24 protein-coding genes are annotated in these 25,667 nt (G+C 68.7%); 13 read left to right on the forward strand and 11 right to left on the reverse strand.

The genetic code is table 11. The features are described 5' to 3' along the window. Positions 1-3 precede the first annotated feature (3 nt). Positions 4-2,181: an alpha-ketoacid dehydrogenase subunit alpha/beta gene (locus tag ACYQ4T_RS13030; RefSeq protein ID WP_459854640.1), complete on the reverse strand. Its 2,178-nt coding sequence runs from the start codon at positions 2,179-2,181 to the stop codon at positions 4-6. A 179-nt stretch (positions 2,182-2,360) separates the two neighbouring features. On the opposite strand from ACYQ4T_RS13030, the gene ACYQ4T_RS13035 reads away from it, so the two are divergent. Together ACYQ4T_RS13035 and ACYQ4T_RS13040 are read left to right on the forward strand one after the other, a co-directional pair. Continuing rightward, the gene (locus tag ACYQ4T_RS13035) at positions 2,361-3,500 is read left to right on the forward strand and encodes an acyl-CoA dehydrogenase family protein (RefSeq protein ID WP_459854642.1); all 1,140 of its coding nucleotides are present in this window, start codon (positions 2,361-2,363) and stop codon (positions 3,498-3,500) included. An 18-nt stretch (positions 3,501-3,518) separates the two neighbouring features. Then, entirely contained in the window at positions 3,519-4,790 is a 1,272-nt protein-coding gene (locus ACYQ4T_RS13040; RefSeq protein WP_459854644.1) for a four-carbon acid sugar kinase family protein, read from the forward strand. Between the two features lie 7 nt (positions 4,791-4,797). Here ACYQ4T_RS13040 and ACYQ4T_RS13045 read toward each other — a convergent pair whose 3' ends face one another. Both ACYQ4T_RS13045 and ACYQ4T_RS13050 read right to left on the reverse strand, forming a co-directional pair. Beyond that, positions 4,798-6,048, reverse strand: coding sequence for an acetoin dehydrogenase dihydrolipoyllysine-residue acetyltransferase subunit (locus ACYQ4T_RS13045; RefSeq protein ID WP_459854646.1), 1,251 nt, complete (start codon positions 6,046-6,048; stop codon positions 4,798-4,800). A 25-nt stretch (positions 6,049-6,073) separates the two neighbouring features. Then, positions 6,074-6,913, reverse strand: coding sequence for an IclR family transcriptional regulator (locus ACYQ4T_RS13050; RefSeq protein ID WP_459854648.1), 840 nt, complete (start codon positions 6,911-6,913; stop codon positions 6,074-6,076). 164 nt (positions 6,914-7,077) lie between these two features. On the opposite strand from ACYQ4T_RS13050, the gene ACYQ4T_RS13055 reads away from it, so the two are divergent. The 7 genes from ACYQ4T_RS13055 (at position 7,078) to ACYQ4T_RS13085 (ending at position 15,014) form a co-directional block, all read left to right on the forward strand. Beyond that, a complete protein-coding gene (locus tag ACYQ4T_RS13055; RefSeq protein ID WP_459854650.1) occupies positions 7,078-8,091 on the forward strand; it encodes an ABC transporter permease in 1,014 nt (337 codons plus the stop codon). 2 nt (positions 8,092-8,093) lie between these two features. Then, the gene (locus ACYQ4T_RS13060) at positions 8,094-8,930 is read left to right on the forward strand and encodes an ABC transporter permease (protein WP_459854652.1); all 837 of its coding nucleotides are present in this window, start codon (positions 8,094-8,096) and stop codon (positions 8,928-8,930) included. Next, positions 8,927-9,910, forward strand: a complete 984-nt coding sequence (locus tag ACYQ4T_RS13065) for an ABC transporter ATP-binding protein (protein ID WP_459854654.1) — start codon at positions 8,927-8,929, stop codon at positions 9,908-9,910. Before ACYQ4T_RS13060 ends, ACYQ4T_RS13065 begins: the two co-directional genes overlap by 4 nt. Continuing rightward, complete coding sequence (locus ACYQ4T_RS13070) at positions 9,907-10,923, forward strand: ABC transporter ATP-binding protein (protein WP_459854656.1); 1,017 nt, start codon at positions 9,907-9,909, stop codon at positions 10,921-10,923. The genes ACYQ4T_RS13065 and ACYQ4T_RS13070 overlap by 4 nt, the downstream gene beginning before the upstream one ends. A 4-nt stretch (positions 10,924-10,927) precedes the next feature. Next, positions 10,928-12,184: a CaiB/BaiF CoA transferase family protein gene (locus ACYQ4T_RS13075; RefSeq protein ID WP_459854658.1), complete on the forward strand. Its 1,257-nt coding sequence runs from the start codon at positions 10,928-10,930 to the stop codon at positions 12,182-12,184. Further along, positions 12,181-14,127: a 3-hydroxyacyl-CoA dehydrogenase NAD-binding domain-containing protein gene (locus ACYQ4T_RS13080; RefSeq protein WP_459854660.1), complete on the forward strand. Its 1,947-nt coding sequence runs from the start codon at positions 12,181-12,183 to the stop codon at positions 14,125-14,127. Before ACYQ4T_RS13075 ends, ACYQ4T_RS13080 begins: the two co-directional genes overlap by 4 nt. Positions 14,128-14,195: 68 nt before the next feature. Continuing rightward, positions 14,196-15,014, forward strand: a complete 819-nt coding sequence (locus ACYQ4T_RS13085; protein ID WP_459854662.1) for an SDR family oxidoreductase — start codon at positions 14,196-14,198, stop codon at positions 15,012-15,014. A 79-nt stretch (positions 15,015-15,093) separates the two neighbouring features. Here ACYQ4T_RS13085 and ACYQ4T_RS13090 read toward each other — a convergent pair whose 3' ends face one another. The 4 genes from ACYQ4T_RS13090 to ACYQ4T_RS13105 all read right to left on the reverse strand — a co-directional run bounded on the left by ACYQ4T_RS13090 (position 15,094) and on the right by ACYQ4T_RS13105 (position 18,069). Next, the gene (locus ACYQ4T_RS13090; protein ID WP_459854664.1) at positions 15,094-15,525 is read right to left on the reverse strand and encodes a hypothetical protein; all 432 of its coding nucleotides are present in this window, start codon (positions 15,523-15,525) and stop codon (positions 15,094-15,096) included. Positions 15,526-15,594: 69 nt separating this feature from the next. Further along, positions 15,595-15,780, reverse strand: a complete 186-nt coding sequence (locus ACYQ4T_RS13095; protein ID WP_459854666.1) for a hypothetical protein — start codon at positions 15,778-15,780, stop codon at positions 15,595-15,597. 158 nt (positions 15,781-15,938) lie between these two features. Then, positions 15,939-16,586, reverse strand: coding sequence for a response regulator (locus ACYQ4T_RS13100; RefSeq protein ID WP_459854669.1), 648 nt, complete (start codon positions 16,584-16,586; stop codon positions 15,939-15,941). Positions 16,587-16,599: 13 nt separating this feature from the next. Further along, complete coding sequence (locus ACYQ4T_RS13105; RefSeq protein WP_459854671.1) at positions 16,600-18,069, reverse strand: sensor histidine kinase; 1,470 nt, start codon at positions 18,067-18,069, stop codon at positions 16,600-16,602. A gap of 242 nt (positions 18,070-18,311) precedes the next feature. Here ACYQ4T_RS13105 and ACYQ4T_RS13110 point away from each other — a divergent pair, with 242 nt between their 5' ends. Together ACYQ4T_RS13110 and ACYQ4T_RS13115 are read left to right on the forward strand one after the other, a co-directional pair. After that, complete coding sequence (locus ACYQ4T_RS13110; protein WP_459854673.1) at positions 18,312-18,968, forward strand: GNAT family N-acetyltransferase; 657 nt, start codon at positions 18,312-18,314, stop codon at positions 18,966-18,968. A gap of 14 nt (positions 18,969-18,982) precedes the next feature. Beyond that, complete coding sequence (locus ACYQ4T_RS13115) at positions 18,983-19,435, forward strand: N-acetyltransferase family protein (protein ID WP_459854675.1); 453 nt, start codon at positions 18,983-18,985, stop codon at positions 19,433-19,435. Here the strand turns inward: ACYQ4T_RS13115 and ACYQ4T_RS13120 are convergent. Both ACYQ4T_RS13120 and ACYQ4T_RS13125 read right to left on the reverse strand, forming a co-directional pair. Beyond that, the gene (locus ACYQ4T_RS13120) at positions 19,432-20,337 is read right to left on the reverse strand and encodes a DMT family transporter (RefSeq protein WP_459854678.1); all 906 of its coding nucleotides are present in this window, start codon (positions 20,335-20,337) and stop codon (positions 19,432-19,434) included. The genes ACYQ4T_RS13115 and ACYQ4T_RS13120 overlap by 4 nt on opposite strands. A gap of 195 nt (positions 20,338-20,532) precedes the next feature. Next, complete coding sequence (locus tag ACYQ4T_RS13125; RefSeq protein WP_459854680.1) at positions 20,533-21,567, reverse strand: LLM class flavin-dependent oxidoreductase; 1,035 nt, start codon at positions 21,565-21,567, stop codon at positions 20,533-20,535. Between the two features lie 322 nt (positions 21,568-21,889). Between ACYQ4T_RS13125 and ACYQ4T_RS13130 the strand changes: the two genes are divergently transcribed. Continuing rightward, positions 21,890-22,903 (forward strand): stage II sporulation protein M, encoded by a 1,014-nt coding sequence (locus ACYQ4T_RS13130; RefSeq protein WP_459854682.1) that lies wholly within the window; start codon positions 21,890-21,892, stop codon positions 22,901-22,903. Beyond that, positions 22,900-23,877 (forward strand): RDD family protein, encoded by a 978-nt coding sequence (locus ACYQ4T_RS13135; protein WP_459854684.1) that lies wholly within the window; start codon positions 22,900-22,902, stop codon positions 23,875-23,877. The genes ACYQ4T_RS13130 and ACYQ4T_RS13135 overlap by 4 nt, the downstream gene beginning before the upstream one ends. Positions 23,878-23,880: 3 nt before the next feature. On the opposite strand, the gene ACYQ4T_RS13140 is transcribed toward ACYQ4T_RS13135, so the two are convergent. Further along, entirely contained in the window at positions 23,881-24,726 is an 846-nt protein-coding gene (locus ACYQ4T_RS13140) for a hypothetical protein (RefSeq protein ID WP_459854687.1), read from the reverse strand. Positions 24,727-24,734: 8 nt separating this feature from the next. Continuing rightward, a complete protein-coding gene (locus tag ACYQ4T_RS13145) occupies positions 24,735-25,592 on the reverse strand; it encodes a hypothetical protein (RefSeq protein WP_459854689.1) in 858 nt (285 codons plus the stop codon). Positions 25,593-25,667 lie beyond the last annotated feature (75 nt).

Here is a 25,667-nt window from a genome sequence, read left to right on the forward strand (position 1 = left end):
GCTTCAGCCTGTTTCCGCGAGGGTTGATAATGCCGCTCTCACGTCGTCGGCATTGGCGAGCGCGGCCTTGTTGAGCACGGCCGATACCGTGGGCGCCGAAAGACTGCCGGCGACGCGCAGGATCTCGTAGTCGAGAAAGTCGAAGAAACGCCTCTGGATCTCGTCGGCCCAGCGCGCGCCGAGCGATTGTCCGCGCGCGGTCTGCTCGGCGATCAGCACCCGGCCGGTCCTGGCGATCGAGTCGCCGATCAGGTCCCAGTCCATGCCGAAGTGATCGAGGTTGCGGACGTCGATGATCTCGGCATCGATCCCGCCCTCCTCCGCCGCCTTCAGCGCATTGTGGACCATGACCGAGGTCGCCAGCACGGTGCAGGCGGAACCCGGCCGCACGATGCGGGCCGAGCCGAAAGGTATGCAGAAGTCGCGGTCCTCCTTCGGGACCTCGAACTCGCGCTGATAGAGCTCGGTATGCTCCAGGATCAGCACCGGATCGTTGCAGCGCAGGGCGCTGTTCATCATGCCGATATAGTCGAAGGCGGTGGTCGGCGAGAAGATGCGCCAGCCGGGAAACATCGCGAACAGGCCGGACGGATCGGCGGAATGCTGCGAGCCATAGCCGGTATGCGGCGAGACGCGGCAGCGCAGGACGATGGGAACCGGGAATCCGTCGCCGAACATATGGCGGACCTTGCCGACGCCGTTGCCGATCTGGTCGGCGGCGACCAGGCAGAAGTCGCCGAACATGATCTCCACGATCGGGCGCAGCCCGTTCAGTGCCGCGCCGAGCGCCACGCCGGTGAAGCCGTTCTCCGAGATCGGCATCGCCAGCACGCGATCCGGCCACTTTTCGAGGGCGCCCTTGGTGAAGCCGCTGACCCCGCCCTTCATCTGGTGCACGTCCTCGCCCATGACGACGATGGTCGGGTCGCGCTCCATGTTGGCGGCGATCGCATCGGAAGCCGCCGTGATGAACTTGATCTTCTCGGTCGGCCCGTTCCGCATCGCCTCGTGCGACAGCAGGCGCGCATCGGCCAGCTCGGAGAGGTCGCCGAGGATGCCGCGATCGACGTCGGCCGGGTCGGGCCAGAGCGCCTGCGGAATGCGGAGGGCGTTGCCGCCCGGGACCGGCTCCGTCAAACGCGCGGCGGCGCCGGCCACGCGCGCGGTGACGGTCTGGTCGATGCGCGCAAGTTCGTCCTCGCCGGCAATGCCGAAACCGGTCAGCCGCGCCCGCGCCAGCGCGATCGGATCCCGGGCCCGCCACTCCGCCTCTTCCTCGGCGCTGCGATAGCCGAAGTCGCTGCCGGCGCGACTGCCGCTCTGGTGGAAGAAGCGGTAGCAGAGCGTCTCGACCACGACCGGCCCGTCTTCCTCCTCGATGATCCGGCGGGCTTCCTTCATCGCGCGGTGGACGGCGACTACGTCCATGCCGTCGCATTCGATCGAGGGAATGCCGAGCATGGCGCCGCGCGCGGTCTGCCTGGTCTCGCGCGTCACGTCGTTGATCCGGGTCGCGACGCCGTAGAGGTTGTTCTCGATGAAGAAGATGACCGGAACGCTCTGCGACGCGGCGATGTTCATGGCCTCGTAGCTGGCGCCGGCTTGCGCGGCGCCGTCGCCGAAGAACGTGACCGAGATCCGCTTGCGGCCGAGCATCTTGTCGGCCAGCGCATAGCCGACGGCATGCGGCGGGTTGCCGCCGACGATCGCCGAGGTGCCGACGATGCCCGCATCCGCATAGCGCATGTGCATCGAGCCGCCGCGGCCGCCGCAATAGCCCGGCGTCAGCCCCATGATCTCGCCCATGAAGCGATGGATGGCGTCGTCCATCTCGGGCGTGAAGGCATCGCCGCGAATGTCGAAGCCGGCGGGCAGCACGGCGCCGATCAGCTTGGTCAGCACCTGGTGGTGAGCGCGATGCGTGCCGTTGATCTTGTCGTTGCCGCCGAGCACGGACATCGCGCCGACCGCGCCGGCCTCCTGGCCGATGCTCGCATGCGCGGGGCCATGGATCAGACCGGCCTTCTCGAGCTCGAGCAGCTTCTCCTCGAAGCGCCGGATGAGCATCATCTGGCCGTACCAGTTGACCAGGTCGCGCGCGTCTTCCGACTGCCAGTCCTTCGGTTCCAGCTCCAGCCGGAACCAGGGAGCTGACGGAGAAAGCGGCATCTGTCGCGCCATCCGGACCTCGCCTGTCGAACTTCTACGACGCAAGCTCGATCTGCGCCGCTCGATGCCGTGTCTCGGCATTTCTCGTTTGTGGAATTAAATTCCGTTTTCTATTGCGGCTCACATTAAGCCGTGTCAGCCTTGCCTCGCAATAGAAATTTTGGCGCGAACCGGCGCTGAGGAGAGACCCTTTGATCCGAGATCAGGAAGTCCTCGACGGCCTGCAGGACACGGTCCGTCGCTTCGTGCGCGGGCGCTTGATTCCGGCCGAGGCGCAGGTCGAGAACGACAACGAGATCCCGGCGGAACTGATCGAGGAGATGCGGCGGCTCGGCCTGTTCGGAATGTCGATCCCCGAGGCCTATGGCGGCCTCGGTCTGACCATGGAAGAAGAGGTCATGATCGCGCTGGAGCTCGGCTATACCTCGCCCGCCTTCCGCTCGGTCATCGGCACCAATAACGGGATTGGTTCGCAAGGCATCATCGTCGACGGTACGCCGGCGCAGAAGGACTACTGGCTGCCGCGCATGGCGCGCGGCGCGGTGATCGGTTCCTTTGCGCTGACCGAGCCGGATTGCGGCTCCGATGCCGGTGCGATCGCCACCAGGGCCGAGCGCGACGGCGATCACTACGTCCTCAACGGCACCAAGCGCTACATCACCAACGCCCCGGTGGCCGATGTCTTCACCCTGATGGCGCGGACCGGCGGGCCTGGGCCGGGCGGCATCAGCGCCTTTCTCGTCCCCCGCGACAGCCCCGGTCTCAGTCTCGGCCCGGTGGACCAGAAGATGGGACAGCGCGGCACCCGCACCTGCGACGTGATCCTGCAGGACTGCCGCGTGCCCGCGGATGCGGTGATCGGCGGGCAGGAAGGTCTGGGCTTCAAGACGGCGATGAAGGTGCTCAACCGCGGCCGCCTGCATATCGCAGCGGTTTGCGTCGGCGCTGCGCAGCGCCTCTGCGACGAATCCGTCGGCTTTGCCCGCAACCGGGTGCAGTTCGGCAAGCCGATCGCGGAGCACCAGCTGGTCCAGGCGATGCTGGCCGACAGCGCGGCCGAGACCTTCGCCGGACGCTGCATGGTGATCGAGGCGGCGCGCCGCTTCGATGCCGGCCGGCGCATCGTGCAGGAGGCGGCCAGCGCCAAGCTGTTCTGCTCCGAGATGGTGGGCCGCGTGGCCGACCGCGCGGTGCAGATCCATGGCGGGGCCGGCTACATGCAGGCCTATGCGGTGGAGCATTTCTATCGCGACGTCCGCCTGTTCCGGCTCTACGAGGGAACCTCGCAGATCCAGCAGATCATCATCGCCCGCGAACTGACCGCGGCGTAGCGCAGGCCGGACCGAGCCATGGCAGAAAGACTGGGGATCATCGGCGACGACTTCACCGGCGCGATGCTGATCGCGGGAGAGCTCGAGGCCGCCGGAGTCCCCTGCCCGATCCTGTTCACGCCCGCGGCCATGACGCCGGGCGAGACCGCGCCGGTGCTGATGCTGGCGACCCGGGCGCGGGTCACCCCGCGCGCCGAGGCCCGGAAGATCCTGGCGGATGCCGCCGCCGCCTTCGCCGCGGCCGGCTACGCCAGGCTCGCCTATAAGGCCTGCGCCTCCTTCGACTCCACCGAATCCGGGAACATCGGCACGGCCGCCGACTTCCTCGCGGCGCGCGCCGGCACCAACGCAATCCTGAGCGCCGGCGCCCCGCGCTACAACGTCACGGTGTTCGAAGGGCACCTCTTCTATCGCGGCGCGCTGGTTTCGGACTCGATCAAACGCTTCGATCCGCTGACGCCGATGACGGATCCCAACTTGCCGCGCTTCCTCTCGCATCAGACCGAGCGGCCGATCGCCTTGCTGCCACACAGCAAGCTCATCGCCGGCATCGACCTCGCGCGGCAGGCATTGGCGGAAGCACGCGCCCAGCACCAAGGACATGTCCTGGCGGATACCGCCGACGACAATGACGTCGCGATCGCCGTGCAGCTCGCCATCGAGACCGGCGCGCCGGTGGTGGCGAGCGATCCCATGATCTTCGCCTACGCCCGGCAGCTGGCGGGCGTAGGAGACGCGGCGTCGGCCGCAGCGCCGGCGATGGTCGATGGTCCGGCCGCCGTGCTGGTCGGCAGCGTCGGGCCGGTGGCCCTCGGCCATCTGGCGCGTTTCGAGCAGGCGCACCCGGTGCTCCGGCTGGACCTGCAGGACCCGCGCGCGGAAGAGCAGCAGGTCGCCGACGCGCTCGCTTGGGCGGATGCGCATCTCGGCCGGACGGCATTCGCCGTCACCACGGCCGCCGGCGCGGAGGGTGTGGACCGCGCGCAGGCTGCGTTCGGCGTGCTCGGTGCCGCGCGGAAGGCAGAAGCACTGCTGGCCGCCATCGCCCATCGGCTTTATGCCAAGGGCGCGAAGCGCATCGTGGTGGCCGGCGGCGAGACTTCCGGCGCGGTGGTGGCCGCACTCGGTCTCGCTCGGGCCCGGGCATTGCCGGCCGGAGCGCTCGGCGGCGGTTTCTGCATTGCCGAAGGGCCGTCCGGGCCGGTTGCGCTCTATCTGAAGTCGGGCAAGCTCGGCGCCGCGGACATTCTGGAACGCGCCCTCGATTTCATGACCGCGAACGCCGCCTAGACCGCGCTCACGCGCTGCGGATCAATTCCGCCAGGATGCGCATCGCCAGCCTCGGTCTTTCCAGATGGGGCATATGTCCGCACTGCTCGATCGCATGCAGCGCGACATTGCCCGGCAGATCGCGCGCCAGCGCGAAGGGCAGGATACGGTCCGCCTTGCCGAAGACGACCCGGACCGGAATTTCCAGCCCGGCAAGGTCTCTGCGGATCGAGAAGGTCGGCGTGCCGTCCGGGAAATAGCGTGCGGCGAATGCGCGTTGCGCCTCGATCAACCCGGCATCCCGCCGGCTTTCCGCGGCGGCCCGCAGGAACGCCTCCGAAATCACCGCCGGATCGGCAACCAGCTCCAACAGCCATGGCTTCAGGCTGGCGGCTTCGCGGGCGCGCAGCATGCCCTCGACGAAGGCCGTGTTCATCTCCGGTCCGAGTCCGGCCGGCGCGAACAAGGCGAGCGCACGCACATCCAGCGCACCGCGCGCCGCGATCCGCACGGCGACGGCGCTGCCGAAGGAATGCCCCGCCAGCACGGCCGGCCCCGCCACCTCCGCCGCGATCGCCGCCTCGACCTGCGCGGCCAGCGCATCGAAGTCGGCAGGGACCTCGCGCGGCGAGCGACCGTGTCCGGGAAGGTCCACGGCCAGCACCGGCGCATCGACCGGACCGCCCGCCAGCATCCCGCGCCAATTGTTGATGTCGGCGGAGAAGCCATGCAGCAGCACGATCGGCTTGCCCTGCCCTTGCCGCAGCCACTGCGCATGGAGCGATGCAAGCGACGTCGATATCGCGGGTCTTGCCTTCGCCTGGCCGAGCCGTGCCAGAACGTCGACCCGCTGCACGCGCCCGCGCGGACCGGTGCCCGGAATTCCCGTGAGATCGATGCCGTGCTCGGAAGCGAGACGGCGCGCCAGCGGCGTCGGATTGGGATCGCGCCTTGGTCGGCCGGCGGCCGCAACGGCGGCCGGCTTCGGCTCCGGGCGCGCCGGCGTTGCATCCTGCTGAGGGCGCTTCGCCGCCGGCGTTTCGCCCTGCGCGAAGATCAGCGCGACGGAATCGCCCACATCGACCTCGTGGTCGGCCGCCGTCATCTGTCCGATCACGCCGTCGGCCGGCGCCTCGACCTCCACCGCCGCCTTGTCGTCTTCGATCTCGAACAGGATCTGGCCCCGGCGGACCTTGTCGCCCTCGGCGACCATCCAGCGGGCGATCTTCCCGCTCGCCCGCTCCAGGCTGACTTTGGGATAGAGAACGTGCGAGGGCATGTCTGTTCCTTCTCGGCTCACCGGCTCAGTCGGGGCGCTTGCGCGGCGCCGGTTCCGGATCCGCCTTGCCGTTGAGCCGCGCGTGCATGCGCTTCACCAGCGCGACCAGGCTCGGGCCGACTTCCTTGAGGCACTTCTCGCGCGGCAGGATGTCGACGATGCCGCCGCAGGTCAGCGCCACGAGCTGGGAGCCGTCGGTGGGACGGAACGCCACCCCGACCGCGTTGATGTAGCTGTACCAGACCCCGAAGCTGGCGACGAAGCCGCGCTTGGAATATTGCGCGATCGCGTCGTTCACGTGTTCCTGGATCATCTTCGCCTTGCCGGGCTCCAGCTTGAGCATCTGCTCGAGCAAGGCATCGCGCCGCTCGGGCAACATTTCCGCGATATAGGCGAGGCCCATCGCGGTCCGCCAGATCGGCAGCCGCGAGCCGACGTTGAGGCGCAACGACACCGGGCTCATCGACCGGCAATTCGCCAGGTAGACCATCTCGACGCCGTCGCGAGTCCCCAGCGCCGCCGCCGCGCCGGTGTCATCCGCCAGTTCCTGCATCAGCGGCCGCGCGATGTGCACCACCGGACTCGAACTCAGCGCCGAGTAGCCCAGCGACACCGTGGCCGGCCCGATGCTGTAGCGGCCGAGCGATTCGTCATAGGTCAGGTAGCCGAGGCCGACCAGCGTGTAGGTGAGCCGGGAGATCGTCGCCTTGGGCAGCCCGGTGCGTTCGATGAAATCCTGGTTCCCCAGCGAGGCGTCGTCCGCGGTGAACGCGCGCAGGATGCGAAGCCCGCGGGTCAACGCTGCCGAGAAACTGCCCTCATCCGCGCCCGCCCGGTCGTCGGCGGCTTTCGTGCGCTTTCTCAAGATTTGTCCCTTTGCTTCGCTCCCGCGCCAGCCTGCAGAAAAATGGAATTTAATTTCAATAACGTTGACGGGCGGGAGGCGTGTTGTCAATATCGATCCAACAGCCTTGCCGCAATGATGCCTTCACCCAGCCAGTCGAGCCACAGCGCAGGAAGGACGGCCGTTTGACTCGATACATCTTGCGCCGCCTGGTCGCGATGCCTTTCCTGGTGCTCGGAATCGTCACGCTTGCATTCCTGCTGACGACCATCACCAAGGGCGATCCGCTGACCGCGATCGTCTCCGATCGGCAGATGAATAATCCGGAAGTGGTCGCCGCCGCGAAGGCGCGCTGGGGCCTGGATCGCAGCCTGCCGGAGCGCTACGTGATCTACGTCGGCAACCTGCTCTCGGGTGACATGGGCACTTCGTTCATCACCCGGCGGCCGGTCTCGCAAGACATCCTCTATCGGCTGCCGGCGACACTCGAACTGGTCATCGCCGCGATGCTGGTCGGCTCGACCATCGGCATCGCGCTGGGCGTGCTCGCCGCTTACTATCGCAACACCGCGACCGACCACTTCGCGCGATTCTTCGCCCTGTTCGGCTCGTCGCTGCCGGTGTTCTGGATCGGCCTCGCCTTGCTCTTCGTCTTCTCGGTGAAGCTCGGGGTGCTGCCGGGGCCGGGGCGCATGGACGCGCGCCTCGCGCAGCCAAGCGAGATCACCGGCTTCCTCACCATCGATGCATTGCTCGCCGGCGACCTCCGGGTCCTGATCGACGCGCTGTGGCACCTGGTCCTGCCCGCCTTCGTGCTCGGCTGGGCGGTCGCCGGCACGATTTCCCGCCTGGTGCGCGCCAACATGCTGGAGGTTCTGGGCCGCGAGTTCATCCTGACCGCGCGCGCCAAGGGAGCGGGCGAGCTGCGCGTCGTGCTCCGGCACGCGCTCCGCAACACGCTGGTCCCGACCCTGACCGTGATCGGCTATTCCTTCGCCTACCTGCTCACCGGCGCGGTCCTCACCGAAACCATCTTCTCCTGGCCGGGGATGGGATCCTACGCCGTCTCCGCGGCGCGCGGCCTGGATTTTCCGGCGATCATCGGAGTCACCATCGTCGGCGGCGTCGTCTTCCTGATCACCAATCTCATCACCGACATCGCCTATGTCGTCGCCAACCCGCGCGTGAGGCTGGGCTAGGCATGGCGTTGTCCGCGACACTGCCGCTGCGCCGCGCGAGCTGGATCTCCTGGCCGCTCGCCATCGGCATTCTGGTGGTCCTGTTCTGGCTGGCCGCGACCTTGCTGGCGCCGGTCTTAAGCCCCTTCGATCCGATGGACATGGTGGCCAAGCGCCTGCAGGCGCCGAGCTGGAAGCACTGGCTCGGCACCGACGCGCTCGGTCGGGACGTGCTCTCGCGGACCCTCTACGGCGCCCGCCATTCGCTGCCGATCGCCGTCGTGGTCGTCGGTGTCGCGGTTTCGGTCGGCGCCTTCCTGGGCGCGATCGCCGGCTATCTCGGCGGCTGGGCGGATGCGGCGATCATGCGGCTGGTCGACATCACGCTCTCCTTCCCGCCGATGCTGCTGGCCATGGCGGTCGCGGCCTCGCTGGGGCCCGGCCTCGGCAATGCCACCATCGCCATGGTGATCGTCTGGTGGCCGGTCTATGCACGGCTGATGCGCGCGCAGGTGCTCGAGGTGCGCGAGCGCGAGCATGTCGAGGCCGCGGTCGCCGCCGGCGCCAGCCGGCCGCGCATCCTGCTGAAGCACATCCTGCCGCTGTGCTGGACCCCGGTCCTGATCAGCGCCACCATGGATCTCGGCCAGGTCATCCTGCTGGCCGCCTCGCTCAGCTTCATCGGCCTCGGCGCCACGCCACCGACGCCGGAATGGGGCTCGATGATCTCCGAGGGTGCCGCGCAATTCTATTCCTGGTGGGTCGCCTTCGGCCCCGGCATGGCGATCCTCACCATCGTGCTCGGCTTCAACTTCATCGGCGACGCACTGCACGACCACTTCGACCCGAGGTCGAAATGACCGCGCCGCTGTTCGAGGTCCGCGATCTCCGCGTCTCGTTCGAGCGCGCCGGCGTCGCGCTCGAGGCGGTGCGCGGCATCAGCCTGACGGTCAACCCCGGCGAGGTGGTCGGGCTGGTCGGCGAATCCGGCTCCGGCAAGTCGGTCGGCATGCTGGCGGCGCTCGGCCTGCAGCCCGACACCGCCCGGGTGCAAGGCTCGGTCAGGTTCAAGGGCCGCGAGCTGGTCGGGCTGCCGCGCAGACAAATGCGGGAGCTGCGCGGTTCGCGGATCGCCATGATCTTCCAGGACCCGCTCTCCTCGCTCAACCCGGTGATGACCGTCGGCGCGCAGATCGCCGAGGCGCTGCGCCTGCACAATGCCGCGCTGACCCGCAGGCAGGCCTTCGACCGCGCCGGCGAGTTGCTGTCGCTGGTCGCGATCCCTCAGCCCGACCGCCGCCTGCATCAATATCCGCACGAATTCTCCGGCGGCATGCGCCAGCGCGTGATGATCGCCATGGCGGTCGCCAACGATCCGGACGTGCTGATCGCCGACGAGCCCACCACCGCGCTCGACGTGACCGTGCAGGCGCAGATCATGGAGGTGCTGGAGGCGCTTCAGGCGCGCCTCGATCTCGGCATCATCCTCATTACCCATGACCTCGGCGTGCTCGCCGGACATGCCGACCGGGTCGCCGTGATGTATGCCGGCGAGATCGTCGAACAGGCGGGCATCGACGAGATCTTCGCCAACCCCAGCCATCCCTACACGCGCGGCCTGATCGAATCGATCCCCGACATGGCGGTCGAGCGCGCGCGCCTGTTCTCGATCGAGGGCACCCCGCCGCCGCTGGGCTTGTTGCCGGGCGGCTGTGCCTTTCATCCGCGCTGCCCGCAGGGCCAGCCGATCTGCACCGCCGCCGCGCCGCCGAACCGCGGCAATGCGATTCACAGCGCGGCCTGCCATTTCGCCGCGCTGCCGGGCGAGGATCGGGCATGACCCAGCCGATCCTCTCCGTTCGCAATCTGGTGAAGCGCTTTCCGGTCAAGGGCGGGCTCATCCTCGAGCGCACCGTGGGTCATGTCGATGCCGTCGCCGGTGTCTCCTTCGATGTGCGGCCCGGCGAGACCCTGGGACTGGTGGGCGAGTCCGGCTGCGGCAAGTCCACGCTCGGCCGCTGCATCCTGCGCCTGCTCGAGCCGACCTCGGGGCAGACCCTGTTCCGCGGCCGCGACATCAACACCGTGTCGCCGCCGGAGATGCGCGCGCTGCGCAAGCAGATCCAGCTGGTGTTCCAGGACCCCTACGCCTCGCTGCATCCCAGGATGCGGGTCGCGGAGAACATCGCCGAGCCGCTGCGGATCAGCGATCTCCCGGACCAGGCCCGCCGCGACCGGGTCGACGAAATGCTGGCGGTCGTGCGGCTCAACCCGGAGCACGGCAAGCGCTATCCGCACGAGCTTTCCGGCGGCCAGCGCCAGCGCGTCGTGATCGCCCGCGCGCTCGCGCTGCAGCCCGAGCTGCTGGTGCTCGACGAGCCGGTCTCCGCGCTCGATGTCTCGGTTCAGGCCGGCGTCCTCAATCTCCTGAAGGACATCCAGGCGAAGTTCGGAACCGCCTTCGTCTTCATCGCGCACGACCTTTCCGTGGTCCAGCACCTTTCGGACCGGGTCGCCGTCATGTATCTCGGCAAGATCGTGGAGATCGCCGACAAGCGGCGGCTCTATCGCGCGCCCATGCATCCCTATACCCAGGCACTGATGTCCGCGGTGCCGCTGGCGGATCCGAAGCGGGAGCGCACACGCCGGCGCATCGTGCTCAAAGGCGAGGTCCCCAGCCCGATCAATCCGCCGTCGGGCTGCCGCTTCCGCACGCGTTGCCCGCTCGCCCAGCCGATCTGCGCCGAGCAGGAGCCCAAGCTGGAGGAGAAGGCCGCGGGACATGCCGTCGCCTGCCATTTCGCCAATGCGATCGAGACCGGCCTGGCCGGCACAAGAGATTCCTGGGAGTAGACGGATGAGCCATCAGGACCTGCCGCTCAAGGGAATACGCGTGCTCGACCTCTCCCGGGTCCTGGCCGGCCCTTGGGCGACGATGAGCCTCGGCGATCTCGGCGCCGAGGTCTGGAAGATCGAGAACACCAAGGGCGGCGACGACACCCGCGCCTGGTCGGTGCCGAACTACAAGGGCGTCAGCACCTATTTCCTCTGCACCAACCGCGGCAAGCAGAGCCTGGCGATCGACCTCAAGTCAAAGGAAGGCCGGCAGATCGTGCTCGACCTCGCCCGGCAGGCCGACGTGGTGGTCGAGAATTTCCGGCCCGGCACCTGCGACCGGCTCGGCATCGGCTTCGAGGCGCTGCGCAAGATCAATCCCGGCATCATCTTCTGCTCGATCTCCGGCTACGGGCAGAAGGGACCGGAGCGGGATCGCCCCGGCTACGATTTCGTCATGCAGGCCGAAAGCGGCCTGATGTCCATCACCGGCGAGAAGGACGGCCCGCCGAGCCGGCTCGGCGTCGCCTTCACCGACGTCGTTGCCGGCATGATCGCGACCCAGTCGATCCTGGCCGCGCTCTATCAGCGGCGCGACACCGGCCAAGGCCAGTATATCGACGTAGCACTCCTGGATTCCGCGCTGAACCTGCTGATCAACATCGGCACCGGCTATCTCAATGCCGGGGTCCAACCCGAGCGCTACGGCAACGCGCACCCGACCGTGGTGCCCTACCAGCTGTTCGAGACGTCGGACGGCACCTTTGCGCTGGCCTGCGGCAACGACCGCATGTTCATCGATTTCTGCGAACAGGTCATCGCGCGGCCGGAGCTGCCGAACGACCCGCGCTTCAAGAACTCGCACCAGCGCGCGCTCAACCGCGAGGCCTTGCTGCCGATGCTGGCCGAGATCCTGCGCCGGGATACCTCCGCGCATTGGCTCGATGCCTGCAACCGCGCCGGCGTGCCCGCGGGGCCGGTGAAGAACGTCGCCGAGGCCTTGCAGAGCCCGAGCGTGGTGGAGCGCGGCTTGATCCAGCGCCTGGAGCATCCCAGCCTCGGCCCGGTCTCCCTGATCCGGCCGGCCCATGGCCTCGCGGCGCAAGCCGCGCACAAGCCGAAGGCGCCGCCGCTGCTCGGCGAGGACACCCGCGCCACGCTCCGCGCGGTGCTCGGCTACAGCGACGCGCAGATCGACGAACTCGCCGGCAAGGGGGCGATCGCCTGCCATGCGGGCGGCCCGATCGCGCCCGCCAAGAGCTCGGACGCCCTGGCATGAGCATCGTTGCGGTTTCCCGCGACGGCGCCGTCGCCGTCGTGACCATCGACAATCCGCCGGTGAATGCGATCAACGCCGCGGTCCGCGTCCGGCTGCTCGCGCTGGCCGACAGCTGCGATGCCGATCCGGGGATCGCCGCGGTCATCCTCACCGGCGCCGGAAAGCTCTTCGTCGGCGGTGCCGACATCGCCGAGTTCGACCGCCCGGTCGAAGGCCCGACCCTGCCCGACGTCATCGCCCGGATCGAGCGGGCGCAAAAGCCTTGGGTCGCCGCGATCCATGGCGTCGCCTTCGGCGGCGGCCTGGAGATTACGCTCGGCTGTCGTTATCGGGTCGCCGCATCCGGCACCAAGCTCGGCCTGCCCGAAGTCAATCTCGGCATCATCCCCGGCGCGGGCGGCACCCAGCGTCTCCCGCGCCTGATCGGCATTGCCGCGGCGATTCCCGTCGCCGCGGAGATGAAGACACTGACGGCTTCCGAAGCGCAGGCGCTCGGGCTGGTCGACGCGGTGATCGACGGCGATCTCGTGGCCGCCGCCGCCGCCTTCGCGCGCGCGAGGGCCGCGGAGCCGCTGCCGCCGCTCGCCGTCGAGCGGCCGCTTCCCGCCGCGCCCGATGCGCTCTGGGCCGAAGCCGGGCAGCGGATCGGGAAGGCGGCTAAGGGCAATATCGCGCCGCTCAAGGCCCTGGAATCGATCCGCTACGGCGCCGAACACGGGGTATCGGAAGGACTGCGGAACGAACGCGCCCTGTTCCTGTATTTGCGGGGCTCGCCGGAGGCCGCCGCGCTGCGCTCCCTCTTCTTCGCCGAGCGCGCGGCACCGCGACCCGCCGATCTCAAGGGGATCGCCGCGCTCCCCCTGCGAAAGGTGGGGGTCGTCGGTGGCGGCACCATGGGCGTCGGCATCGCCGCGGCGCTGCGCGATGCGGATCTTCCGGTCATCCTGGTGGAACGCGACACCGAGAGTCGCGATCGCGCCCGGATGGCACTGAAGGCGGTCTTCGACGCCGCCCAGCAGCGGGGCAGGCTGACCGCCGAAGCGGCGGCGGCGCGGCTGGCCGGAACGCGCTTCAGCACCGACTTCGCCGATCTCCGCGATTGCGATCTCGTGATCGAAGCGGTGTTCGAGGATCTCGCCGTGAAGCGCGAGGTGTTTCGCCGGCTGGCCGTTGCTTGCCGGGCCGATGCGATTCTTGCCACCAACACCTCCTACCTCGACCCGCGCCAGCTCGCCGAGGACCTGCCGAATCCCGAGCGGCTGATCGGCCTGCATTTCTTCAGCCCGGCCCAGGTGATGAAACTGCTCGAGATCATCCCGACGCCGCAGACCCGGCCCGAAGTGCTCGCGACCGCTTTCGCGCTCGCGCAGCAGCTCGGAAAAATCCCGGTGCGCTCCGGAATCTGCGACGGCTTCATCGGCAACCGCATCCTGCGCCGCTACCGCGGCGCGGCCGAGTCATTGCTGCGCGCCGGCGTCGCGATCGAAGCGATCGACGGCGCGATGCGCGCCTACGGCCTGGCCATGGGACCCTTCGAAGTGCAGGACCTCTCCGGCCTCGACATTTCCTACATGCATCGGGAAGCCGCCCGGGCGCGCGGCGAGGCCGTGCCCGAAAGCCCCGGCGACATCCTGGTGCGCGCCGGGCGCAAGGGACAGAAGACCGGCGGCGGCTGGTACGACTACCAGCCGGGCGACCGCACGCCGCGGGTCTCGCCCGAGACCGCGAGGCTGCTGGCGCCGCTGGTCGCCGGAAAGCGCGAGATGACTCCGGCCGAGATCGCCGACTGCCTGATCGACGCCATGGCGGCCGAGGGCCAGGCGATCCTCGATGAAGGCATCGCCGCCCAGGCCAGCGACATCGATCTCGTCGAGGTGCACGGCTACGGCTTCCCGCGCTGGCGCGGCGGCCCGATGTTCCAGCGCACCCGCCGGCAATCCTGAGCCCGCAAGGAGACCACGATGGCGATCAAGTTCCACACCCGCCCCGTGACGCGCAAAGGCTGAGCGCGATGCGGCGGAGCGAATCTCGGACCGTCCTCATCACCGGCGGCGCCAGCGGGATCGGCAAGGCGACGGCGCTGCTGCTGGCGTCGCAGGGATGCAAGGTCGCGATCGCCGACATCGACAAGGGCGGCGCGCAGGCCGTCGCGAAGGAATGCGGCGCGGCGGCCTTTGCCGTTTCCCTCGACATCCGCTCGGAGCGGCAATGGAACCGGGCGCTCGATCTCGCCTGGAAGCGGTTCGGGCAGCTCGACGTGCTGATCAACAACGCCGCCGTGGTCCATACCGGCTATGCCCGCGATATTCCGGTGGCGTTGCACGCCGATACGATGAACACGAATTTCATCGGCCCGCTGACCGGAATGATGACCGCCTTGCCCAGGTTCAAGCGGCAGGGGCACGGGCATCTGGTCACCATCGCCAGCATGGTCTCCTTCCTGCCCTTCCCCGGCCTCTCGTCTTACGCGGCGGCCAAGCACGCGCTGCGCGCCTTCCACCTCGCCCTGGCGCTCGAAGAACGCGAATCGGGACTCGACTTCACCATCGTCTATCCGTCCGCCACGGAGACGCCCATGCTGGAGAAGGAGGCCGAGAACGACGCGACCCGGATGGCCTTTGCCGGAAACGCGGTCGAGCCCGAGGTCATCGCGGCCGTGATCGGCGAGGCGATCGCCGGGAAGAAGCTGGAAGCCTATTACCCGCCGGAACGGGGCAAGGTGGTCCGGCGGGTCGGCGTGAGCGTCAAGGCGCTGCGAGAGATGGCGGAGCGCAACGAGATCGTCGGCGCCGAGAAGCTCCGTGCGCGCCGCAAGGTCAGACGACATTAGGAGGCCGGGCCATCCGTGAGCGAAAGCCGGCCGGGTGTTGCGCCCGGCCGGCCTGTCGCTGCGGGACGGCTTGGCGCGACTACTTGGGTGTCGGCGCCGGCCGCAGGCCGCCGTTGTCGTCGTTCGCATCGTGATCGGCCGGATCGTCGGCGCCATGGCCGCCGCGCTGGCCGCCGTTATCGTCGTTCGCGTCGTGATCAGCCGGATCGTCGGCGCCATGGCCGCCGCGCTGGCCGCCCTTGTCGTCGTTCGCATCGTGGCCGGCGGAATCGTCGGCGCCATGCCCGCCGCTGCCATGCCCGCTGCTGCCGCCGGAGCCGCTGCCGCCGTGGCCGCTGCCGCCGCCGTGGTCGCCGCCGTCATGGCCGCCTTCGCCGCCATGGCCGCTGTCGGCGCGCGCGATCTCACCCAGCGGCAGGGCGGTCAACCCCACGCCCGCTGTCAAAATCGACAGCGCGGTGAAGGCGATCCGGGCTAGGGGCAGTGCTGTTCTTGGACTGGCGATCGTCATCTGGAATCTCCCATTGATGGTAGAGTGCGAGCAAAGCGGGTTCGGACGCGTCCTCGCCCGCTGCGCCTGTCAGCGATGGCCGGACGGGTCGTCCTTGCCGTGCCCGCCGCCGCCTCCGCCGCGGTCGTCGCCGGCATCGTGTCCGGCCGGATCATCGGCGCCGTGCCGCGCGTAGGCGGACGACAGCGGCGAGACAGCCGCCGTCGCCAGCGTGGCGAGCAGCGCGCCGATCAGCCGCTTTTTCGAGACATTCATGGCGTTTTCCTTTCCATGCGTTCCGTGACGCTGGCGATCGTCGCGCAAGCGGCGACGGGGGCGAAACCGGTCATGGTCCGATGCTTCTGCCGCAGAGGTCCGAGCGTCCGTCGGACCTTGGTCTGACCCGCAAGCGCCGATCGAACGGGCCCGGGCCGTCAGACTCCGTGTTCGCGGGCCAGCAGCGCGGCCTCGACCCGGTTGCGGACCTGGAGCTTCTGCAGAATGTTGGTCATGTAATGCTTGACCGTCTTCTCCTGCAGCTCGAGCTGGCGCCCGATCTCCTTGTTGCTCAGTCCCTGGGCGAGCAGGTGCAGGATCTGCTCCTCCCGCTTCGAGAGCGCGGCGATCGGGTCGTCGATCGGCTGGCCCACGCCGGCCGGCCGCTTCATCGCGGTCAGCACGCGCGCGGCCAGGTCCGGCGAAACATAGGAAGCGCCGTCCGCGACGCCGCGCAGCAGCTCGACCAGGTCGCGGGCGCCGACGCCCTTCAGCACATAGCCGCGTGCCCCCGCCTGCAGCGCCGCCAGCACATCGTCGTCGGCCTCGGAAACCGTCAGCATGACGATCCGGACCGCGGGGTAGTTGCGGCCGATCTCGCGGGCCGCTTGGATGCCGCCGCCGGGCATCGAGATGTCGAGGCAGACGATGTCCGGCAGATGGAGATCGACCAGCCGCACCGCTTCCTCGGCCGACCCGCCCTCGCCGACCACCTCGATATCGCCGCTCTCCCGCAAGCTGCGCACCACCCCGTCGCGGAACAGCGGATGGTCATCGGCGATGACGACGCGAATCGGTCCCTTCATGCCCGATCCCCCTTCATTCGCTATCCTTGGTCAGCGGCAACAACATGGTGAGCCGGGTCCCGCCGGCGGCGCCGCTCTCCGAGCGCATGACGCCGCCCAGCACCTCGATACGCTCGCGCAGGCCGAGCAGACCGAGGGGTGCATGGTTTGGATCGGTCGGCGTCTGCGCCAGCCCCGGCCCGGCATCGATGACCTCGATCTGCAGCGAACCCTCCAGCATGCAGGCCTCGACGCGCTGATCGCGCCCACCCGCATGCCGGAAGGCGTTCATCAGGCATTCCTGGACGAAGCGATAGATGCAGATCAGCACCGGATGCGCCGGTCTCAGCGCGCCGGTGGCGCCGGTCCCGTCGGCGAGCGCGACGGCAGTCTTGGTCCTTCGCTCATGCGTCTCCACCGCCAGCTCCAGCACCTGCGCGATGCTCCGCCCTTCGAGCTCCGGCAGCGTGATGCCCCGGCAGAGATTGCGAATGTCCCGCAGCGCCTCGTCCAGGGATTGCCGGATCGTTCCGGCCTCAGCCTGCTCGGCGCCGGGACTCTGCGCCAGCTTTTCCAACCGCAGCGAGGCCAGCGCCAGCGCCTGGGCCGGGCCGTCATGCAGATCGGCGCTGATCCGGCGCAGCTGCCGCTCGGTCAGCTCGGCCGCGCGCAGCGAGGCGTTCTGGATGCGAAGGCGCAACTTCTCGTTCTGGCTGGAGACGCGCGACAGCTCGGCGAACCGGGCCTCGAGCTCGGCATGCTGGCGGCCGATCAGGCGGCTGCCGCTCCGCACGATCCCGAACAGCAGGGCGAAGGTGACGATCCAGACGGCGCCCACCACCAGCCAGGACGTCACCCGGGCCCGGACCAGATCGTGCTGCAGCTCGGTCGCGTTCTGGTAAAACTCCGCGACCGCGATGATCTTCCCGGTTTCGATCGAGTGGACCGGGTTGTAGACCTCGAGCAGCGGGATGTCCCTGGCGCGCTCCGAGGCCGCCTCCTCGTCCTCGATCTCGTTGAACTCGGCCTCGAGCTTGCCCGCCCAGGACCGGCGCAGGCTTTCGTTCGGCTCGAAACGGCGGCCGATCAGGTCACTCTCGGTGCTGAAGGCGACCAGCCCGCCCTTCTTCCAGATCTTGACCGACACGATCCGGTCGACGAAGGGCTCGGTGGCCAGTACCTGGTGCAGGCGCGCGACCGTCGCCGGCGACAGCGCGTTGTCGGAGCCCAGCTCCTGCGACAGCGGCGCGATGAAACTCTCCATGTACATCGCCGCGGCAATGGCGGAGTTTCGCGTCACGCTCTCGACGATCTTGTCGGTGACCCAGGCGCCGATCACGGCCATGCCGAGCAGGGAGACCAGGCTCCCCGCCAGCATGAACTGCTGGTCGAGCCGCAAGGCCCGCATTCGGCGCAGGATCCGCGGGAACGTCGCTTGATCGGCCGGGACCGCCGCCGCCCGCTTGGGCAACCCGGTCGATCCGCTGCCGGCTCCGGAAACCATCGCTGTCTTTCCCCTGTGCCCGGAAGGCGCCACCGGCGCCCATAGTGGCAGACTTCCGGCGCCTGCACATCGGACCAAGGTCCGTGGGTTGCAGGTTCGCCTGCCGCGGCCACGCCGCCGGTGGCGGCCGCGCGGTTGCCGGTTGCGGAAGTGGACCCTTGATTTTGGCCGAAGTGGTATTTTACAGGATACCGCTTTATGGCGCACATCTGAGACCGGCTTGCAGCTCAGGATTTGTGCCCATGGATCTCTCGAACTGGAAGGGCGTTCCGCGCCCCGAACGCGCGCCCATCGACGGGCGTTACGCCCGCCTGGAACCGCTTGACCCCGCGCGGCATGCCGCCGACCTCCTGGCTTCGGCGCAGGCCGAGGGTGCCGCGGACCGGTTCCGCTATCTGTTCGAGGCAGCGCCGGCCGATGCGGCGGCCTTCAACGCCTGGGTCGAAAAGGCCGCGGCCGGCGCCGATCCCCTGTTCTTCGCCGTGATCGACAAGCGGACCGGTCGGGCCGAGGGGCGGCAGTCCTTGATGCGGATCGATCCCGTCCATGGCGTGATCGAGATCGGCAACATCCTCTGGGGTCCGGCGATTGCGCGCAGCCGCGTCGCCACCGAAGCGCTGTTCCTGTTCGCGAAACGCGTCTTCGATCTCGGCTACCGCCGCTTCGAATGGAAGTGCAACAACCTGAACGAACCCTCGAAGCGGGCGGCCGAGCGCTTCGGCTTCAGCTTCGAAGGCATCTTCCGGCAGCATATGGTGGTCAAGGGCAAGAACCGCGACACCGCCTGGTTTGCCATGCTCGACCGGGACTGGCCGCGCCTGAAGGCCGGTTATGAAAAATGGCTGGAGCCCGGAAACTTCGACGCATCGGGACAGCAGGTTCACAAGCTCAGTTTCTGAAGAAGGAGATCGCGATGGCCGCCGCCGACATCCTCATCCGGCCGATCCGACGCGAGGACCATGATGCCTGGATGCCGCTCTGGCGCGGATACCAGGAATTCTACAAGGTCGATATCGCCAAGGAAGTATCCGCGACCACCTTCGAGCGCCTGCTCGACCCCCACGAGCCGGTGAACGGCACGCTGGCTTGGGCCGGCACGCGCGCGGTCGGCCTGGTGCACTATATCGAGCACCGCTCCACCTGGACCATCGGCAACTACTGCTATCTCCAGGACCTGTTCACGGCGCCTGATCTGCGCGGCGGCGGTGTCGGCCGCAAGCTGATCGAGCATGTGTATCAGGCGGCGAAAACGGCCGGCTGCGCGCGCGTCTACTGGCTGACCCATGAAACCAACGAGACGGCGATGCAGCTCTACGACCGGATCGCCGACAAATCCGGCTTCATCCAGTATCGCCACGTTCTCTAGATCAGGTCCCGGGTCGGTGCCGTCGCCTGCCCCTTGGCCCGGGCCTCGCGATGCGCGACATAGGCGCTGCTGGCAACGATGATGGCGACGCCGCCGAGCACGGTCAGGGTCGGCAGGTCGCCCCAGAACAGATAGCCGAACAGCGTCGCCCAGATCAGCGCGCTGTATTCCAGCGGCGCCAGCATCGAGACTTCGCCATAGCGGAACGCCTGCACCAGGGCGAACTGCGCGCAGCTGCCGGACAGCGCCAGGACCGCGATCGCCGGCCAGTCGGCCGGCACCGGCGTCGTCCAGGCGAACGGCACGACCGACCCGAAGGCGACGATCATCAGCGAGGACGACCAGAACAGGATGCTGTGGCTGCTCTCGGTGGCACTCATCCGCCGCGTCAGGATGATCTCGAACGCGCTGCCGAGTGCCGCGGAAAGCGCCAGGACCGCGCCCAGCCCGAAGCCGACTCCGCTCGGCTGCGTGATCACCAGCACGCCGGCAAAGCCGATCACGATCGCGATCCAGCGCCGCGGGCCGACGCGCTCCTTGAGCAGCGGCACGGCCAGCGCACTCATGATCAGCGGGCTGACGAAGGTGATCGCCACCGTATCCGCCAGCGGCAGATAGATCAGCGCCGCGAAGAAGGTGACCAGGGTCACGCCGTTGGCCGTGGCCCGCGCAAGATGCCAGCCGGGATGCCGCGTCCGCAACGTGCCGATGCCGCCTTGATGCAGTGCCACCCCCAACGACAGCACGGGCGAGAGCAGCCGCGAGAACAGCGCGATCTCGACCACGCTGTATCCAGTCGTCAGCCACTTCGCCGCCGCATCCATGGCGGAAAACAGCAAGATCGCCACCGCCATATAGGCGAGGCCGCGCAGCGGCTGGCGGTGAAGTGCGACGGGGGACATGACTGGAAATGCTTCTTGCGGCGGGCCTGGAGAAATATCTCACTGCCGGCCGCCGGTCGAGCCCATTTGCACAAGTCTTCGGGCTACGCTCCTCTCGCTCTAGGCTCCCGGGCACCGACCCCACGCATGTTGAGCATCTCCACGTTGACCTCGGCCCAGGCACGCGGTCGCCGTATTACCTCCAACGCAGTCCCCCTAGCCGGCGCGCCGCTGCTTATCGGTCGCCAGCTGCTCGCGCTGCTCCATGGCGATCTCGAAAGAACGCACCCGCGCCGCGTGGTCGTAGATCTGCGCGGTAATCATCAGCTCGTCCACCTGGGTCGCGTGGATGAACTCGGCCAGGCCCTGGCGCACCGTATCGGGGCCGCCGACCACCGAATACATCAGGCTATGCTCCACCATCATCCGCTCCTGCGGCGACCAGTGGCCTTCCATGCTGTCCAGCGGCGGCGGCAGCGGGCCCGGCGTGCCGCGGCGGAGCGCGATGAACTGCTGCTGCAGCGAGGTGAACAGCCGCCGCGCCTCGGCATCGGTCGCGGCGGCGAAGACCCCGATACAGGCCAGGGCATGCGGCTTCTCGAGCTGCGGCGAGGGCTTGAATCGCTCTCTATATATAGAGAGCGCCTGCATCAGGTGGTCCGGCGCGAAATGCGAGGCGAAGCCGAAGGGCAGCCCCAGTTCCGCCGCGAGCTGGGCGCCGAACAGGCTCGAGCCCAGGATCCAGAGCGGCACGTTCAGCCCGGCGCCCGGTACGGCGCGGACCTGGCCGCCCATCACCTGCTGTTCGGTTGGCATCGGGGCGCTGAAATAGGCCAAGAGCTCCATCACGTCCTGGGGGAAGCTGTCGTCGCTGCCGGCAAGGTTGCGGCGCAGCGCCCGCGCGGTCCGCATGTCGGTGCCGGGTGCGCGGCCGAGGCCGAGATCGATCCGGCCGGGGAAGAGCGACTCCAGGGTCCCGAACTGCTCGGCGATGACCAGCGGCGCGTGGTTCGGCAGCATGATGCCGCCCGAGCCGACCCGGATGGTCCTGGTCCCGGCCGCGACATGGCCGATCACGACGGCGGTGGCGGCGCTGGCGATCCCCGGCATGTTGTGATGCTCGGCCAGCCAGTAGCGCCGGTAGCCCAGCCGCTCGACGTTCTGCGCGAGGTCGAGGGTGTTGCGGAAGGCATCGGACGCGGTCCCGCCCTGACAGATCGGCGAGAGGTCGAGGACGGAGAAGGGAATCACGGGCAGGCCTCCGATCAAATGTTCCGGCAAAGATAGCCGCTTCGCGCCGGATTGCGCCCCCGCCCGATGCCGGGGCGCCCATGCGTCCGGCGCAACACCTTACCCGGCGTAGGGTGACACTGGACCTTGGCCGCGGGACGTGTACATTTATTGCGGTTGAACAAATCGGGAGCCCATCATGGCCAAGGGTCAGCAGAAATCGGCGCGCGAGAAGAAGAAGCCCAAGAAAGACGGCAAGGAGGGCGTGAAGAGCGAGTCGTCCTACAAGCAGAACTTCAAGAAGTAGCGCCGGCTTGACGGCCGCGGCGTCCCGGCAACCCTGATGGAATCCGCGGTCCTCAAGAGCACCCAGTTCCGCCGCGAGCGCGAGCCCAGCTGGCGCGAGCTCGAAGACCTCCTGGAGAAGCTCCGCAAGGGCTCGCCCCGGAGCCTCACGCCGCAGGAGCTGACCCGCCTGCCCACCCTCTACCGCGGCGCCCTGTCCTCGCTCTCGGTCGCGCGCTCGATCTCGCTCGACCAGGGCCTGCTGGCCTATCTCGAGAGCCTCGCCAACCGCGCCTATTTCCAGATCTACGGGCCGCGCAAGGGCTTCTTCGCGGTGGCGAGCGCTTTCGTCCGCCGCGGCTTCCCGGCGGCGGTCCGCGAACTCGCCCGGCCGATTCTGCTCGCGATCCTGCTCTCGGTGATCGCCGCCTTCGCCGGCTACTTCCTCTGCATGAACAATGCGGAATGGTATTACACCCTGATGCCGGAGAGCTCCGCCCAGGGCCGGATGCCGACCTCGACCGCGGCGGAATTGCGCGCGGTGCTCTACGACAACGACACCGCGCCCGGCGACCTGCTCTCGGCCTTCGCCTCCTTCCTCTTCGTGCACAATGCCGGGATCGGCATCGTCTGCTTCGCGCTCGGTTTTGCCTTCGGCCTGCCGACCGCCCTGCTGCTGATCCAGAACGGGCTGATGCTCGGCGCCTTCGTCGCGCTCTATGTCAGCCACGGCCTCGGCATCGAGATCGGCGGCTGGCTGATCATCCACGGCTCGACCGAATTGCTGGCGATCATGCTGGCCGGCGGCGCCGGCTTCGCGCTGGCGCGCGCCATCCTCTTCCCCGGCGGCAAGACCCGGCTCGGCGCCCTGGCGGAGACCGGGCGGACCGCCGGCCAGGTGGCCTTGGGCTGCGTGCTGATGTTCTGCGTCGCCGGCATGCTCGAAGGCTATGCCCGGCAATGGGTGGTGACGCTCTGGGCCCGCTATGCGATCGGCGGGTTGATGCTGGCCTTCTGGGCCTTCTACTTCCTGCAGCCGCTGCCGCCCGGCCCCGATGAAGAAGACCGATGACGACCGTCACTGAGACCGCGGGCCAGGCGCTCAATGGCTTGCCCCTGGGGCGCCGCCAGCGCGCGATCGTGACGCCGGAAGGCGTGCCGCTGGTGGTCGAGCTCGCCGATCGCGGCTCGCGCGCCGCCGCCTTCGTGCTCGACGTCGTGTTCATCATCATCGTTATGGTCGTCGGCGGGATCGCGCTCGCCTTCACCGCTTCGGTGATCGAGATCTGGGCCCTGGTGGTGGGCGTCCTCGCCTTCTTCCTGCTGCGGATCTTCTATTTCCCGATCACCGAGCTCGCTTGGCGGGGGGCCACGCCGGGCAAGCGCATCCTGGGCCTCCGGGTGATCGACCGCAGCGGCGGCCCGCTCCGGCCGGAATCGATCGTGGTGCGCAATCTCATGCGCGAGGTCGAGGTCTTCATGCCGCTGACCGTGCTCGCGGTGCCCAGCTTGACCGGCTTCGAGGCGCTCGAGCAGCTGCTGATGCTGGCCTGGGTGGGGATCTTCACCCTGATGCCGCTGTTCAACCGCGACGGCCTCAGGGTCGGCGACATGGTGGCGGGGACGCTGGTGATCGCCGCGCCCAAGGCGGCCCTGCTCCCCGACCTCACCAGCCGGCCGCAAAGCGCGATCCCGCTGACCCGGTCGCGCCAAGTCACGGCCTCGCCCTACCGCTTCACCCCGGCCCAGCTCGGCCACTACGGCGTCTACGAGCTGCAGACCCTGGAAGCGGTGCTGCGCCGCGCCGAGGCCGGCAGCGCCGCCGGCCGCGAGGAGATCGCCAAGCGCATCCGCGCCAAGATCGGCTGGCCCGACGCCAACCAGCCGGCGCCGGAGACGCAGCGCATCGACGCGACCGCCTTCCTCGAGGCCTTCTACGCCGCCCAGCGCGCCCATCTCGAGCGCCGCCTGCTGTTCGGCCACCGCCGCAAGGACAAGCATGACCAGAGCGGGCACGACAAGAACGGCCTGAAGGCCGGGCGCTGACCGCTACTCGAAGACCTCCGCCAGCCCGGCCAGTCCCGATCCTTCCTTGATTGCCCGCAGATGGCCGTAGATGGTCGTGGTCGCCACCGCGTTGAAGGCGATGAACACCCCCGAGACGATGATGTTCAGCACCGCGATCACCACCGCGCCCAGGACCGGCGTCGCCACCACCAGCAAGAGCTTCACCAGCAGCTGCGGCAGATAGAGCGTCAGCAGCAGGGCGAACAGCTTCCAGCGCTGGCCTTCGGTCAGCTGCGTGCTGCGCTTGATGCAGGCGACCGGCCCGGTCCCCTCGACCACGATCACCGGGATCATCAGCCACCAGCGCAGCGCCAGGGCGGCGAGGCCGGCCGCGCCGCCCAGGGCCAGCAGCAGGCCGAAGCTCCAATGCAGCGCGGCGGTCAGCAGCCCGGCGGCCAGCGCCAGCATCACCAGCGAGAAGCCGAACAGCACCGCCACGAACAACCCGGCGCCGACCAGGCTCGGCGCCATCACCAGCGCGCGGCCGAGGCTCTGCAGCAGGTCGGCGGGCTCGCCCAGCAGGTCCTGGAAGGCGGCATCGGTCACCGCGCCGTGGACCGCGAGACCGGTCAGCCCGACCAGCAGCAGCAGGGTCGCCATGACGGGGTCGAAATTCTGGCTCGAGGCCTCCAGGCTGGCGGTCGCGGCGAACTGCACCAGCAGCTTCTTGCCGCCGAGCACCAGCCAGACGAACAGCGGCACGGCGATGATGAGGACGATTCCCGCGAGCTGCGGCGCGATCCGGCCGAAGGTCTCGAAACTGTCGGCGATCACCCGGCCGGGCGAGAAGCGCGGCGTCTCGGCAAGCGCATAGGCCTCGTCCGTCATGCTGCCTCTCAGTCGAACACGCCGGCCACGTCTTCCATCGGCACCCCTTCCTTCTCGGCGCGGAGCAGGGTGTAGCCGACGGTCGACAGCACCGTGCTCAAGGCCAGGAAGAACAGGTTGGCGGCGAGGTCCAGCGCTGCGCTCGCCGCCGGCGCCCCGCCCATCGCCAGCAGCTTGGTCAGCAGGGTGACGCCGGTATTGGCGACCACCACCAGCAGCAGGATGCCGAGGATCTTCCAGCGGTAGCCCTTGGTCAGCGCCGTGCTGCGGATGAAGCAGGCGATCGGCCCGGCGCGCTCGACCACCACCGCCGGCAGGAACACCCAGAACAGCACCACCAGGTAGAAGATCGCCGCCATCAGCACGAGCCCGGCCGCGATTCCGCCGAGGGCGCTGCCGCCCATGGCCATGGCGCCGCCGATCGAGACCACCAGAAAGCCGATGCCGCCGCCGATCGCGGCGAAGACCAGGCCGGCGAGGAAGGCGCGCGGCAAGGCGACCAGGCCGTTGGCGAGGCTGGCGACGATCTCCACCTTGCGCCCGCGCAGGCTCTGCAGCGTGCCGAAAGTGACCGCGTTCAGAATCAGGAGATAGGCCAGCATCGCCAGCACGAAGATCACCAGCAGCGCCAGGAACTGCGCGGCGCGGGCGCCCTGCAGCGAAGGCACGCCGCCGGCGCTGGTCCCCGGGTGGAGCTGCATCCCCGCGGCCAGCAGGATCAGCGCCAGGCCGGCCGGCAGCGCGACCGCGAGGATGATGCCGAGGAAGCGCCAGATATTGGCGAGCAGCAGGCCGACGCCGGCCGAGATCACGCTGCCGACCGCAAAGCGCGGCGGCCCGCCGGCCGCATTGCCGTCCATCGCCATATGGACCTTCCCCGCCAAATCTTCGCGCGCATTCTGCGGCGGCGGGGGCGGCGCGCGCAATGCGAACTTCGCGCG

Source organism: Dongia sp. agr-C8 (genome assembly GCF_054658695.1).